The sequence below is a fragment of the Acinetobacter sp. WCHAc060006 genome (assembly GCF_004209135.1).
In the GTDB taxonomy this organism is placed as follows: domain Bacteria; phylum Pseudomonadota; class Gammaproteobacteria; order Pseudomonadales; family Moraxellaceae; genus Acinetobacter; species Acinetobacter cumulans.
Window position 1 is genome coordinate 1 of record NZ_SGSS01000025.1, and the last position, 15,328, is coordinate 15,328.

Annotated in this window: 12 protein-coding genes; 5 read left to right on the forward strand and 7 right to left on the reverse strand. The window is 41.6% G+C overall.

Features of this window, described 5'->3' with window-relative positions; genetic code table 11:
* Positions 1-459 (forward strand): hypothetical protein (locus EXE29_RS13365; protein ID WP_228198807.1); only part of this gene is annotated, 459 nt, incomplete at its 5' end.
* A gap of 415 nt (positions 460-874) precedes the next feature.
* Complete coding sequence (locus EXE29_RS13370; protein ID WP_372659091.1) at positions 875-1,936, forward strand: SDR family oxidoreductase; 1,062 nt, start codon at positions 875-877, stop codon at positions 1,934-1,936.
* Positions 1,937-1,983: 47 nt separating this feature from the next.
* Here EXE29_RS13370 and ligA read toward each other — a convergent pair whose 3' ends face one another.
* The 5 genes from ligA to EXE29_RS13395 all read right to left on the reverse strand — a co-directional run bounded on the left by ligA (position 1,984) and on the right by EXE29_RS13395 (position 10,189).
* Complete coding sequence (gene ligA, locus EXE29_RS13375) at positions 1,984-4,020, reverse strand: NAD-dependent DNA ligase LigA (RefSeq protein WP_106985977.1); 2,037 nt, start codon at positions 4,018-4,020, stop codon at positions 1,984-1,986.
* 92 nt (positions 4,021-4,112) lie between these two features.
* Entirely contained in the window at positions 4,113-5,039 is a 927-nt protein-coding gene (locus EXE29_RS13380; RefSeq protein WP_120364820.1) for a cell division protein ZipA C-terminal FtsZ-binding domain-containing protein, read from the reverse strand.
* A 1-nt stretch (position 5,040) separates the two neighbouring features.
* Complete coding sequence (smc, locus tag EXE29_RS13385; protein ID WP_120364821.1) at positions 5,041-8,493, reverse strand: chromosome segregation protein SMC; 3,453 nt, start codon at positions 8,491-8,493, stop codon at positions 5,041-5,043.
* 10 nt (positions 8,494-8,503) lie between these two features.
* Positions 8,504-9,199: a GntR family transcriptional regulator gene (locus EXE29_RS13390; RefSeq protein WP_106985980.1), complete on the reverse strand. Its 696-nt coding sequence runs from the start codon at positions 9,197-9,199 to the stop codon at positions 8,504-8,506.
* Between the two features lie 183 nt (positions 9,200-9,382).
* Entirely contained in the window at positions 9,383-10,189 is an 807-nt protein-coding gene (locus EXE29_RS13395; RefSeq protein WP_120364822.1) for a sulfite exporter TauE/SafE family protein, read from the reverse strand.
* A gap of 29 nt (positions 10,190-10,218) precedes the next feature.
* On the opposite strand from EXE29_RS13395, the gene EXE29_RS13400 reads away from it, so the two are divergent.
* Positions 10,219-10,974, forward strand: coding sequence for a biotin--[acetyl-CoA-carboxylase] ligase (locus EXE29_RS13400; RefSeq protein WP_106985982.1), 756 nt, complete (start codon positions 10,219-10,221; stop codon positions 10,972-10,974).
* Positions 10,975-10,986: 12 nt separating this feature from the next.
* Positions 10,987-11,721, forward strand: coding sequence for a type III pantothenate kinase (locus tag EXE29_RS13405; RefSeq protein ID WP_106986022.1), 735 nt, complete (start codon positions 10,987-10,989; stop codon positions 11,719-11,721).
* A 102-nt stretch (positions 11,722-11,823) separates the two neighbouring features.
* Here EXE29_RS13405 and EXE29_RS13410 read toward each other — a convergent pair whose 3' ends face one another.
* Positions 11,824-12,405, reverse strand: a complete 582-nt coding sequence (locus EXE29_RS13410) for an RBBP9/YdeN family alpha/beta hydrolase (protein WP_228198809.1) — start codon at positions 12,403-12,405, stop codon at positions 11,824-11,826.
* A 199-nt stretch (positions 12,406-12,604) separates the two neighbouring features.
* On the reverse strand, positions 12,605-14,008 hold the full coding sequence (ffh, locus tag EXE29_RS13415) for a signal recognition particle protein (protein WP_117008111.1): 1,404 nt from the start codon (positions 14,006-14,008) through the stop codon (positions 12,605-12,607).
* Between the two features lie 138 nt (positions 14,009-14,146).
* On the opposite strand from ffh, the gene EXE29_RS13420 reads away from it, so the two are divergent.
* A complete protein-coding gene (locus tag EXE29_RS13420) occupies positions 14,147-14,956 on the forward strand; it encodes a cytochrome C assembly family protein (protein ID WP_106985984.1) in 810 nt (269 codons plus the stop codon).
* Positions 14,957-15,328: the final 372 nt, after the last annotated feature.

A 15,328-nucleotide genomic window follows, 5' to 3' on the forward strand; every position in this document is an offset into this window, starting at 1 on the left:
TTCTTAATTTTTAAATATTTTGGAGCATCCATTTTAATGAAGCAATTGGAGTTAATCCTTAAAACCTTTCATGAATATGAGTTTAAGGAAGGTTTAGATGATTTATTTTATTTGTGTGGGAACTTTCTTAAAGAAATAGATCCAAAGGTTAAGCTCGAATATGGACAAGATGTATCCTTCTTCAAAGTTCTAAAAATCCTGTTAGAAAGTGGTGATATTTCCTTATTTCATAATTTGAATGGTGAAGATCCATCTAGAGATGGAGAGTTACTGCTTGGAAGCCCACAAGAACAAATTGAACAGCTACAACAAGTTTGGATTGGTAGTTTTGCTATCCATCAAATGGATCAAAAAAATAACTATCTAGGGTGGTATTTCTTGATACATTGCCCTTATGCATTAGCTCATAAACTCTATGATGAAGATGGTAAATTCGTCCGTTGGTTATATACGGACTAGCTTTCTTAAGGCTTAAGTAGAGTAGTTACTAACTTGAATAGCCACCTATTTTGTAGACACTTATTATGTATGAAAATAGGTAATTAACATAAAATCTCTTATTACGAAATGAAGAAGCCTAGACCTAAGATCTAGACTTTAATTTAAAGTACACAAGTTAGATATAACTCTTTTTCCATTTATTTATGAGATTTGGCGCCCACGATACTAAGAATTTTCATCTATCCAACACTCACCCCCATCTTCGCGTTTTTTTAAATCAATAAAAAAGTACTTTTGCAGCCTTCACATGTATTCTCTGCTGAATTTAGTGCGCATTAAACCCAATCATCAACATATATTTTTTCAAATCAATCAAAGACAAAACTAAATATTCTCAATATGATAAAAAATAAGCCCATGAAAGTTGAAGAATGTGAATACCAATACAACATCGATACTCGTTACAGGCGCCACTGGCTATATTGCCAGCTGGGTCATTAAAAATCTGCTTGAACAAGGACATACAGTTCACGCCACCGTACGTGATCTGAATAAGAAAAAAAGCTTTGCTCACTTAGAAAATATCGCAAACCAAAGCGCTGGCACACTCAAACTGTTTCAAGCCAATTTACTTACACCGCATGCCTTTGATGAAGCCATGCAAGGCTGTGAAATTGTGTTGCACATGGCCTCACCTTTTGTAGTAACCAATTATAAAGATGCGGTAAAAGACATTATTGAGCCTGCGGTAATAGGCACAGAAAATGTCCTAAACAGCGTAAACCAAACAGAATCTGTAAAACGTGTGGTGGTAACCTCCAGTATTGCCTCTACTTATGGCGATGCGATCGACATTAAGCAAACAGCAAATAACCAATTTGATGAGTCTCACTGGAATACCACCAGCTCCGAAACCCATCAACCCTATCCATATTCAAAAGTCATGGCGGAGCGCAAAGCGTGGGATATGCAAAAAGCGCAAAACCGCTGGGAACTGGTTTGTGTCAACCCAGCGCTTGTGCTCGGCCCTTCACTGACAGCAATGACCAAGTCTGGCAGCGTTGAAGTGCTAGAGCAATTTGCCAACGGCATGACCCTCGCCGGTGTACCGCCGATGTGGAATGGCATTGTCGATGTTCGTGATGTTGCCGATGCTCACTTGCAGGCAGCTTTTAACCCAAATGCAAAAGGCCGTTATATCATCAGTGGTGGCTCACTCAGCCTGCTGGAAATGGGTAAAATTCTGCGCCAAAACTTCGGCCCTAAATTCCCCTTCCCGCGCAATCAGTTGCCTAAAGCTGCATTTAAATTGTTTGGCCCATTGGCTGGTTTTTCCAAATCTTTTGTTGAACTCAATATGGGCTATCCTATCTACTTTAATGCGTCTAAGAGCCAAGCCGAATTGGGTATTCAATATCGCAATATTGAAAACAGCTTAGTTGAGCATTTCCAGCAGCTGCTGGATGACGGTGTTGTGAAAAAATACATCCCTTAACAGATCATAAAAAAACCGCCCTAGGGCGGTTTTTTCAGCTTTGCAAATTATTCTATTTGCCCATGGCTTTTCATCAACTCAATAAATTCAGCTTCATTGATGACTGGAATACCTAATTTTTCAGCTTTTTCCAGTTTAGAACCAGCTTTTTCACCAGCAACCACACATTTGGTTTTACTCGAAACACTGCCGCTGACACGAGCGCCGAGTGTTTGTAGCAACTGCGTCGCTTCATCACGACCCATCGTGCTCAATGTACCCGTTACTACCCAACTTTCGCCATTTAAAGGTTGACGACTTGGTGCAACTGGCGCATCCCAATGAATGCCTGCAGCCAGCAAACGCTCAACTACTTCAAGGTTATGCGGTGCTTGGAAAAAGTCGACAATCCATTCAGCAGTGATATCACCTACATCCGGTGTTTTTTTCAAAGCATCTAAATCAGCAACTCGAATCGCATCAAAAGTTTGGAAAGTATTCGCCAACATGCGTGCCGTGGTTTCACCTACCCCGCGGATACCCAAGGCATAGATGAATGAACCTAAAGTAGTTTTCTTGCTGTTTTCAATCGAATCAATCAGGTTTTGTACTGACTTCTCACCCATTTTTTCAATGGTCAGCAGCTTGTCACGGTGTTCATGCAGGCTGTAAATATCAGCCACATCTTTCAGTAAATCCAAATGCAGCAATGATTCCGCCCAACGATCGCCTAGGCCTTCAATATCCATGGCTTTACGTGAAACGAAATGACGGATCGCTTCGATACGCTGCGCCGCGCAATATAGACCGCCTGAACAGCGCGCCAAAGCTTCACCTTCAGGCATCACCACTGGCGATGCACACACAGGACAGCTTTCAGGCAGATGCACTTCAACAGCATCCACAGGACGAAACTCAGGCCAAACCTTTTCGACTTTTGGAATCACGTCACCGCTGCGGTAAACACTCACGGTATCACCAATGCGCACATCCAAACGGTGAATTTCACCAATATTATGCAAGGTTACATTTGAAACCGTTACACCGCCAACTGCCACAGGGTTCAACCGTGCCACAGGCGTTAAAGCACCTGTACGCCCCACTTGCCAGTCAATATTATCCACGGTAGTTAACGCTGCAACAGCAGGAAATTTATAGGCTGTTGCCCAGCGCGGTTCACGGCTTAAGAAGCCCAAAGTCTGCTGCTGTTTCAGATCATTGACTTTAATCACCATACCGTCAATTTCAACAGTCAGCTCAGGACGCTCTGCATTAATCTGTTCATAAGCCTGCTGCACAGCCTGTATGCTGTCGCAAACAAAATGACGCTCGCCCACCGCAAAGCCAAACTGTGTCAGCCATTCAAGACTGGCTGACATGGTGCTTTGCCCATGATTCGGCTCGCACTGCGCAATCCCGTAAGCATAGAACGCCAATGGACGTGAAGCTGCAATACTTGGATCAAGCTGACGTAAACTGCCTGCTGCTGCATTACGCGGATTGGCAAAGGTTTTTTCACCCTTGGCTTCATTTTCCGCATTCAGCTTTTCAAAGCCGGCTTTCGGCATCAGCACCTCACCGCGTACTTCTAATAAAGCTGGAATTTCTGCAGAAGCTGATGTCAGCACTTTAGGCAGGTTGCGAATGGTTTTAACATTTTGGGTAATGTCTTCGCCTGTTTCACCGTCACCGCGCGTCACACCACGTACCAGCACGCCATGTTCATACCAAAGCGAAATCGCTAAGCCATCAAATTTCAGCTCGACATCATATTCAATTTTTTGATTCGGCAGACGCTCTTCAATACGGCGCGCAAAAGCAAATAAGTCTTCTTGATTAAACACGTTACCCAGTGACAGCATAGGCACTGCATGGGTCACGCTTTCAAATTTAGACAGCGCTTTGCCACCGACTTTATTGGTTGGCGTGTCTGCTTGAATATATTCAGGGTGCTGGGTTTCTAATGCTTTTAACTGGTGAAAAAGCTGATCATATTCACTGTCTTCAATGGTCGGCTGATCCATTACATAATAGGCATGATTGTGCTGCGCCAAAATTTGAATCAACTGGCGCATTTGCGCGATGACCGGTTGCGGTTGTGTCATATCTTCACCATAAAAAAGGGCGGTAAATAGCCGCCCTCAAAAAATTCTATCACTGATCTATATTATAAAAATCAGCGTGACCCGTTGCAATCCTAAGCTTCTACCGCTTGCCCTAAGCGATAATCAATGGCTTGATGGCGCCAATGTTCACGTAGCTGCGGCGTAAATTCCTGATTGTTTTGATCATATACCGTACCCGCAATTTCACGTGCAATCAGACGCGAAATACTGTCCATGGTATCAAATGCATTTTGCACATCGCTATGTGGTAATGCTAAGAAGAAGGCCAAACCTTTCACTTGCTCAGTCGACAATGTTTCTAAATCAAAACCTGCCGCCGCACCGTCATTACCAATTTGCAATACTGAGAACAATAACTTGCTATCGTCTTCACTATAACGATGGAAACATGCCATTTCACCAAAACGTAAACCATATTTCATCAGCACTTTCAGGGTTTTTTCACCTGATAATGCACGACTATCTGGATAGACATTCAAAGCAATATACGTTTCTGCTGTAGCCAAAGCACTTTCTTCATCCACCAACTTTTGCTCATGCAAATGTGCATCAAGAATATTACTTTCGTCTTCAAATTCAGAAATTTCAGCTTTTTCAATGTGATTCAAGCTTAGCTCTGAAGGTTTTTCCTCGGCCTTCACCGCTTCAGCAATTACCGCCGTACTCACCGTCACTTCACGTACGGTTTGAACGTCGGCATTTTCAGCTTTTTCAACATTCGCATCATTTGTAGCGCTTTCTGTAACAGGTTCTGGCTGTGCTTCTTTGGCTTCAGTAGGTTCAGCTTCAGCTAAAACTGGCTCTTTACGCACTTCTGCTTCCGTTTGCAATTGCTCACGAACATGACGTGGAATCACAGGTTGCTGCGAGTCAGGATGAATATGTAAATCCGTTTCCAACGAAGGTGATACTTCTGCTGGCTTTTTCAGCAATAATCGAATGCCCAGTAGCATAATAACCACTGCAACAACAATCCCAAGGATTGTGGTAATTTCCATACTATGACTCCGCAACTAAACCGTATTCTTTTGCTTGTTCTAAATCGACAGTGACCAATTTAGACGTTCCCGGTTCTGGCATGGTCACACCGAGCAAATCAGTTGCCATGGTCATCGCCAGTTTATTATGTGTAATGTAAATGAATTGCACTTGTTCAGAAAGTTCTTTTACTAAATTACAAAATCTTCCTACATTGGCATCGTCCAAAGGCGCATCAACTTCATCCAATACGCAAAATGGTGCAGGATTCAAACGGAAGATCGCAAAGACCAGTGCCAAAGCAGTTAACGCCTTTTCACCACCTGAAAGCAAGGCCAATGAACTGTTGCGCTTACCCGGTGGACGAGCCATCAGCTTCACCCCAGATTGCCAACCATCTTCTAAACTTAAGCTAGCTTCACCACCATTAAAGACTTTTGGAAATAATTCCTGTAATTCAGCATTTACCCGATCAAAGGTATTCATAAAGAGCTTGCGGGTTTCTTGGTCAATGCTCTTCATGGCCGCTTGTAATTGCTCAACGGTTTTTTCTAAGTCTTCAATTTGATGACTCAGTTCTTCATAGCGTTTTGATACTTCTTCATATTCTTCTGAAGCAGCCAAATTCACTGCACCGAGTTTTTCAAATTGCTTTTGTGCTTTTTCCAACTGCTGTTGATGACTAACAATATCAATATTTAAGCCAGTCAGCATCTCACTGTTCATTTCTTTTAATTGTTCAGTGTAATGTTGCAAATCTGACTGCGCTGATTGCCATGCTAAACGCTTTTGTTCGAGCTCTGTTCTGAGCTTTTCATCTTGCTGTTGATGACTATGGCGTTGCTCAGTCAATTCACGTTGTTTATTCTGCACATTATTCAGTTCAAGTTGCCACTCCGTCCAAGTTTTTTGCAGTTTGGCAGTCAATTCAGACTGTTCACTGTATTGCGATTGCAAAGTTGGTAACTCGAGCTGTATTGGATCAACAAATTGTTGTGCATGCTCCATCTGCGTATGAATTTGTAAGCGTTGCGCCTTTAAAAATACGCTGTCTTTTTCCAACAATTCAATTTGCTGTGTGGCCTGTAATACTTGCCGACGAATCAGCTCTAATTCTTGTTGTGCTTGCTGTGTTGACTGCTGACGCGCGTCTAAATTCTGGTTCAACTCGTCCAGCTGGTATTGTAATGTTTTATATTGAGGTAAAGCCTGTTCTAGCTTCATATTCAAGGCATGCAAATCGATGTCTAAATCATCTTTTTGCATTGCGTCTTCTTCCAGCTGTGCCTCAACCTGAATCAACTGCTCAGACAATTGTTGCTTTTGAACTGCAAAAGCTTGTGCAGTACTTTGTACTTTTACAATGGCAACATCGGCTTGTTGCAATGCCTGTTGCAGTTGTTTTAACTCTGTTTGTGCAACCTGTAATTGTTGCTGTGCGTGTTGAACTTGAGCTAAAGACTGTGGAAGCGCCTCTTCTGCTTGCGTCAACAATGCGTGTTGCTGTACCAATTGCTCATCAATTTCTTCCAAACGAATACGATGACTGAGCGCACCTTGGCCTGCTTGACTGTCTTCATCATAGTCCAAGCCAATCACCCAGTCGGGCCCAACATGATAACCATCCAAACTTAGGATGGACTGACCTGTCGTTAATTGGCTTTGATAGCGCAGTGCTGTGTTTAAGTCATCCGCCACCGCCACCTGTTGCCAAAGTGAATAGTGTGGCGTATCAATCCATGTGGCTAAACAAGCCAAATTGTCTAATTGAATCTGCGACAGATCAGCCGTCGCTTTTAACTGACGTGCATGGCCATCTTGAAAAGCGTCAGTTGCTGTTAAAACCTGCGCATGGAGCCATTTGGCCAAAAACTTTTCAATCAAAGCTGCATGTGTTTTACCTAAGGCAGACAATTGCAGTGACTGCATCAATTGCACCGTATCCGCTTGCTGCTTAGGCGTAGCTTTGGTGAGCAACTGATTTAAGTTTTTTTGCTCAGACAACAAAATCTGTATGTCTGATTTTAATTGTTGTACCTGTGATTTTTGCTGTTGTTGCTGTGTATTGAGCTGTTCTAACTCATTGCTAAACACCATCACCTGTTGCTCGGTGAGTTGGTGCTTCTCGCGAATATCTTGCTTATTCTGCTCAAGCTGTTCGAGCTCATCTTGCTGTGCTTGATTTAAAATTTGCGATGCTTGATGTTGCAAGGTTGCTTTTTGTTGCTCTAAACGACTGATATTTTTACCCAGTTGTTCTAGCTGTGCCAGCATTTGGAGCTTATTTTGTTGTTGCTTTTCAACTTGCGTTTTAACTTGCCCAAACTGCTGCTGCACCATACTGTGCTGCGCTTTTAAATCACTCAAGCCTTGTGTTCTTTCTTGCCCCTGACTTTCTTGCACTGCGAGCTGGGCATTTAAATCATCTTGTTGCTCATGCAAAGTGTCCAATTGCAGTTCTAACAATTGTAGACGTTCTTTAGTTTGTGCCTTTTGCTGTTCGAGTTGCACCAAATTGGCAGAGTTTTGTGAGAATAAACTTTGCTTTTGCTCCAAAGTCATTTTCAATTCAGCAGATTTTTTTTCAGCCTGTTGCCACTCTGTTTGTAAAGGCGTGGACTGCTGAATTAATCGCTGGAACAATTCACTGGTCGAACTTAAATCATGCTCAAGGGTGTTCAATTCAGAACGTACCAACTTAAAGTGTTCGCCCAAATCATTCATTTGAACAGTATATTCTTGTTGTAAACGACTGCTTTGCTCACACTGAAAAGACAGCACTTCTATTTTAATGGTACGAATTTGCTTTTCGAGGGTTTTATATTGCACTGCCGTTTCTGACTGGCGTTGCAATGTTTTGAGCTGTGATTTGAGCTCGGTCGCAATATCTTCTAAACGCGATAAATTTTGTGTGGTGTGCTCTAAATGTACATTGGTTTCGCGGCGGCGCGCTTGGTAACGCGAAACGCCTGCTGCCTCTTCCAAAAACACTCGCATTTCTTCAGGCTTGGCATCGACCATACGGTTAATCATGCCTTGTTCAATAATTGCGTATGAACGTGGCCCTAGACCTGTGCCCAAAAAGATATCGGTAATATCTCGACGGCGACATTTGGTACCATTAAGGAAGTATTCAGATTTACCATCACGGTTTACCTGACGACGCACAGCCAATTCATTATAGGCATTATACGCACCACCTAATTTGCCATAGGTATTTTCAAAACGTAACTCAACACTGGCCACACCTACAGGTTTGCGCTTAGCTGTACCTGTAAAGATAACATCTTGCATGCTACCGCCACGTAACTGGCGCGCGCTCGACTCTCCCATCACCCAACGAATGGCATCAATCACATTGGATTTACCACAACCGTTTGGCCCAACTACAGCGGTGCGACTATCTTTAAAATGTAAAGTCGTATTATCGGCAAAAGATTTGAAGCCAGAAAGTTTTAAACTGCTTAAACGCATAATGTCCTGATTAACGCCGTGAACGTCTAGCCCACGCGAGTTCGATTTGTTTCATCCGTGTCAGTGATTCCAACACAAGGTTCCGTAAGTGTCGACAAAAATCTTCCATAAATAAAGTGGCTTGTTGTGCCTTTCGAATCAAAATTGCATCCGAAACCATCTTAAACAGCTCAAAAGATTCTTGTAGTTCTCTGCGAGAAATATTCAGGGTTAAAAAATAGCTCCGTCGCAATGATGGGAGCAGTTCCTGATAATAACGCATCAGATATGCATTCCCGACCATTTCATGCTGGCGTGCCATTGCCTGAAAGATCAGATCATAAAACTTTTCTGCATTGCCTTGTCGAGTTTCAATGCTCAATTGCTCTAATAATAGCTGAATGCGCTCTGCTTCGTAACTCCGCCATGTTTCAGAAACACGTTGAACAATCTGCCCGAGCAGGAGTGAAGCCATATCAAATAACGCCCGCACCTGTAAGGCCGACATTTCTGACACAATCGCACCGCGTCTGGGAAAAATTTCAATCAGCTGCGTACGTTCTAAAATAAGCAAAGCTTCGCGTACAGAGCCACGGCTCACATCAAGTTCTGCAGAGATGCGTAATTCTTGGATCCGCTCTCCTTCTACCAACTCACCGCGAATGATCTGCTCACTGATATGCTTGGCAATTTGCTCCGACAAGCTCTCCGCTTCTTGTTGCTGCATACTATTCCTATCTTGTTTTTATTGATGCATGAGATGCGATTTTTTATTGCAATCTGGTCTGATTTAACTGCTTTTTACACGACATTACCATAACATTGTAGGACAATATTTTGTCTATACAGTCAATTGCAGTCTATAACGCCATCCTTGGCGCTTTCAAGCCACTTTGTCTTAGGATTCAGCTTAAAAATGTAAAATTCCCTGGCAAATAAAATAAATGCCTACTGTACTGAGCAGGCTTGCAAAACATTTTTTTAACATGGCTGGCGACAAGCGATGTGCGACTTTTGCCCCGAGCTTTGCGGTCATAAAACTCATCACACTAATGCCAATAAAGGCATAAATATGCACATAGCCAATGGTATGTGGTAAATCTACTTGGGCTTGCTGACCAAACCACATAAACCCGAGCGCACCTGCAATTGCAATCGGCAAGCCACAAGCGGCAGACGTCGCTACAGCTTTTTGCATCACCACGCCACAACGGTTCAAATACGGCACCGTTAAGCTACCACCACCAATACCAAAGATTGCAGAAGCAATACCAATCCCGCCACCTGCAAGCATTTGCATAGGCGTAGACGGTAAATTTTGCGCTGGGTCAATTTTGGCATGTGCACCACGAAACATTTTAAAAGCTACCCAAAGCGCGAAGCCACCAATGAACAATTGCAGGCCTTGACCCGATAAATAATGCGCAATACCCGCCCCCAAAAATGAGCCCAACACCAAACCTAGAGCCAAATTGGCAAATACCTTCCATAACACGGCACCCTTTTTATGATGTGCAGACACCGAGCTCATAGAGGTGACAATGATTGTGGCTAAAGATGTACCGACAGCCATGTGCATTAAAACGGCTGGATCGTAGTTCATTTGACTAAAAACTATGTACAAAATAGGCACAATAATTAAACCGCCACCCACACCAAAGAGCCCCGCAGCAAAACCAGCGATTGCACCAATCAGCAAATATATGATTAACTCCATGAACACTATTCCACATTTCTCAGATTCAAATGGATTTAGAGACGCGACAACTGCAACACATATTGACTGAAGCCAATCAACTGCCAGAAGTCTTATTACTCAAACCCGTGACAACATCAACCAATGATGATGTACGCGAAATTGCCCTCAAAGGCATTCAGCAAGTCTTGGTGACCAGTATTCGGCAAACCCAAGGTCGAGGCCAACGTCAAAACCAATGGGTTTCACCTGAAGGAAATATCTATTTAAGCACATTGCTCAATACGCAAACACCTATTGATGGACGTTTGGCTTTGGAAATTGCCTTAAATATCCTACAAATGCCGAGCCTCGAGCATCTGAATTTACAGATAAAATGGCCCAATGACCTATATAGCACGCAAGGTAAATGGGGTGGCATTTTGGTTGAACCTCTCAATGCACATCAAGCTGTGGTCGGTGTTGGCCTGAATGTTCTACCTCTACCCAAACAAGGCATTGATCAAGCCACCAGTTCACTCACCGAATTAGGCCTAAGCGAATTTAACCGCATCCAACTCACAGCAGAATTATATCTGGCAATTCAGCAAGCTGGTGAATGGTTCAGTCATGGTTGTACCAATTTGGCAGCCCGCTTTAATCATTATGCGGCTTTCAAAAATCAAATGGTTGAATTTGAACACCTACAAGGCCTAACTACTGGTACTTTTTTGGGTATTCGAAATGATGGTGCCATCGAAATCCAACAGCAAGGCGAAGTACAGCACTTTTTCCAAGGCCGTTTGCGCTTAAAGTCTAAAGCCTAAGAGATGTCAAATATGAAAAGTTTATGGCTCGACATTGGTAACACACGCCTAAAATACTGGATCACGCAGAATGATCAAATTATAGAGCATGCAGCAGAGCTCCACCTGCAATCACCAGCAGAGCTCTTACTGGGCTTGATTCAACATTTTAAAAACTTAAACTTGCAACAAGTCGGTATTTCCTCGGTACAGGACAAAAAAAATAATGACCGTATTCAAAAAATTCTGAAGTTTTTAAATGTGCCCGTAACCTTTGCCAAGGTACATGCAGAATTTCAGGGCTTACGCTGTGCTTATGAAGACACCAGCAAATTAGGCATCGACCGCTGGCTGCAAATGCTGGCCGTGATTGACAACCCAGAACAACAGTATTGTGTTATTAGTTGTGGTACTGCGCTCACCATTGATTTATCTCAGGGTTATCAACACTTAGGTGGCTACATTTTACCGAATCTTTATTTACAACGTGATTCACTGATTCAAAATACCAAAGGGATTAAGATTCCAGATGCCTCTTTTGATGAACTTTCCCCAGGTAAAAACACCATTGATGCTGTTCATCATGGCATTTTACTTAGCCTACTCAGCACCATTGAAAAAGTCTTAGAAAAATATCCAAGCCAGCTCATTTTAACGGGTGGCGATGCAGCATTATTTGCCAAATATCTAAGCCCCTATGCCCCACGTATTGAAAATGATTTGCTCCTGAAAGGCCTGCAACACTATTTGCAACACAGCACACCGTAAAACAACTCACTGATCAAAATAAAAGGCGAACAGAAAATAGTTTTCTGTTCGCCTTTTATGTTCAGAGCCATAAAGAAAATACAAAGCAAAACATGGAAAACCTTAAGCCAATAAGGGTTGCAGTGTTTCCCACAATTGCTCGAACTCGATATAACCATCTTGTGCCATAAAGTGTCCTGCATTTTTGACTTCAATATTCTGAGCTTGAATTAAATTCGACAGTTGTAAGGTTAAAGGCGGTGGCACATAAGGATCATTACTTGAAAGTAAACATACCGATAAAGGCATGCCTTTAACCAGCACCAACCGATTCAGTTTGGCTTTTTGAATAAAATCGTTTAGTTCAGGAATAGCCTTTAAAGGTGACATAAAACCTGCCACAAAAATACCGGCTTTAATCTTGGATTTATGCACTTCAAAATAAGTACTTAAATAATGTAACGTCGTTAAGCACCCAAGGCTATGTGCCACAATAATCGTATTTTCATCTAGCCGCGGCATCTGTAAGGACAAAAATTTTTGCCAATACTCAAAATTGGGCTGTTCAGATTCTGCCAACACAACACGTTTTGAGATATGACCTGCGTCATTCAAGCGCTTACTCAACCAAGGAAACCAATGATCATTGGGTGAGGCTTGGTAGCCATGCACAATATAAATATTTTTTTTGGTTGTTTTAATCATCGCTTTTAATTCTTATGTTGAATGAATGATCATCCTGAATATTTCAGACTTTTGTTTATTTCTTAAACACCATTGTGGCGTGATTCCAATCACTTTGACAAGTGTAAACACGCCATTTAGCACAATTATTTTTCAGATCAATAGCATTAAAAAAATCATAAAAAAAAGGCGCATAAAGCGCCTTTTTAAAATTCCAAATTTATTTTGGATCTTTATTACCAAAGAGTGGACCCATACCGCCGCCACCAAATTGTTTTTGCATACCGCTCAATGATTTCAACATTTTTGCCATACCCGATGGATTAGCAAATTTCTTCATCATTTTCGCCATTTGCGCATGTTGTTTAATCAGCTTATTCACTTCAACAACATCCATACCACAACCTGCTGCAATACGCTTTTTACGGCTTGGATTCATCAAGTCAGGATTACGGCGCTCTTTAATCGTCATCGATTGAATAATCGATTCCATTTTTTTCACTTGCTTTTCTGGGTTCGCTTGCGCAATTGCATCTTGAATACCGGCATTACTCATGCCTGGTAATTTATCCAAAAAGCCCATCATGCCGCCCATTTTATTCATTTGCTCAAACTGCATCAGCATATCTTCAAAGTTGAAGCTACCGCCCTTTTGCAATTTTTTCGCCATTTTTTCGGCTTTTTCTTTGTCGATTTTACGTTCAACTTCTTCGACCAAAGAAAGTACGTCACCCATGCCCAAAATACGCTGTGCGATACGTTCAGGATGGAATGGCTCTAAGGCATCAAGTTTTTCACCCATGCCCAAGAATTTAATTGGCTTACCCGTAATTGCACGAACTGAAAGTGCTGCACCACCTCGCGCATCACCGTCAGTTTTAGTTAAGATCACACCTGTTAAAGGCAAAGCATCATTAAAAGCTTTGGCCGTGTTGGCAGCATCTTGACCCGTCATTGCATCGACAACGAATAAAGTTTCAGTTGGCTTAATGGCCGCATGAAGCTCTTTAATTTCGTCCATCATTTCGTCATCTACATGAAGACGACCTGCTGTATCGACAATTAATACATCCGCAAACTGAATTTTCGCTTGTTCAATTGCACGATTGGCAATGGTAATTGGCTTTTCATCTGCGCTCGATTCGAAGAAAATCGCGCCAACTTCGCCTGCAACAGTCTGAAGCTGTTTAATCGCAGCTGGACGGTAAACGTCGGCAGACACCATCGCAACTTTTTTCTTTTGGCGTTCTTGTAAAAAGCGCGCTAATTTTGCAGCCGTTGTAGTTTTACCCGCACCTTGTAAACCTGCAAGCAGGACAACAACTGGAGGCTTAGCTGCAAGGTCAAGGCTTTCATTCGCCTCGCCCATCATTTTTGTTAATTCGTCATGTACGATTTTGACGAAAGCTTGGCCTGGCGATAACTGAGTCATCACTTCTTGGCCCAATGCTTCTTCCTTAACTTTCGCGATAAACTCACGAGTTACAGGTAACGCCACATCGGCTTCAAGAAGTGCCATACGCACTTCACGTAACGTATCTTTAATATTGTCTTCGGTTAGCTGCCCAGAGCCAGTAACATTTCTTAAACTCTGCGTGAGTCGTTCTGTTAAGGTATCAAACATTGCAAATTCCGCTTAAAATAGCCATGAGCAAAAAATTGTTTCTTAAAATAGAAAATTTATGCATAGAATGCTATAGGATACTTTAGTTCTTGCAGAATTTATATAAATGAATATTAATCATCCTGAAAAAGGTTTGACATGATCAGTCTCCCCTTGGTTTATACGATCTTAGCATTAATCGCCTATACCACCTCTTTTTGGTATTTGTTCATACACTTAATGTCTAAACGTAGCCCAAACCATTGGTTTATTGGCCTTATTTTAGGTTTAGGTCTTCTTTTACATGCAGGTGTTCTATTCAATGACATGCTGACCCCGGCTGGTATTAACTATAATGTTTTCAACATTTTGTCTTTTACCTCTGGGTTAATGTTACTACTGAGTCTTTTATTTAGTACCTACCGCCCAGTTCTTGCGCTCAGCCTCATTGGAATACCTGTAGCAGCAACAGGACTTATTTTCGGTTTTGCCTTTAGTAAACATGATCTGCTCATTAATCAAAACTCCCTAGGCTTAGACATTCATATCATTTTGTCACTTTCAGCCTATGCAATTTTATTAATGGCAACTATTCATGCCGTATTGCTTTGGTTTCAAGACCGCGAACTCAAAAACAAACAAAAACGCCGTGTATGGGTCAGTCTATTACCGTCATTTCAAGCCATGGAATCTCTGCTTTTTGACATGCTTATTGCTGGCTTTATATTGCTAACCCTCGCTCTTGGTTTTGGCTTTTTTACGATTGATAATTTCTTTGGCCAGCATCTTGCCCATAAAACTGCCTTTAGTATCGTTTCATGGTTTGTCTATGGTTCACTTTTAATTGGCCATTATCAATTTGGCTGGCGTGGACAAAAAGCCATTCGCTTTACAATCATCGGCTTTTTTCTACTTGCTATCGGCTTCATTGGATCTAAAATCGTTTTAGAAATGATTTTAGGCCGTTAATGCGTTACAAACTGTAAAAGATAATTTTCCAGTATTTTAATTGCTGATCTGAGTCTATATTTAATCTATTTAAAAAAGAGTATATGCAAATATGCTCTTTTTTTTATCGTTTATAAATTATAATCACACCCTGTAAAATGATAAATAAATCAACAAAAACCCACAAACCGAGACTTACACAATAAATTAATCCCGAAGCCTATTTCTCAGTGAAAAAATTAATCTCAAATTGATTGGCATAATCAACCAAAAAGTAAATTATATTGTTTAATTAAATTTAAAAATAAAATCTATTTAAAATTAAAAGTAAAATATTTATACCCGCACACACAAATACACAGAAAAAATCTATAAATCTAAATATTTAACGAC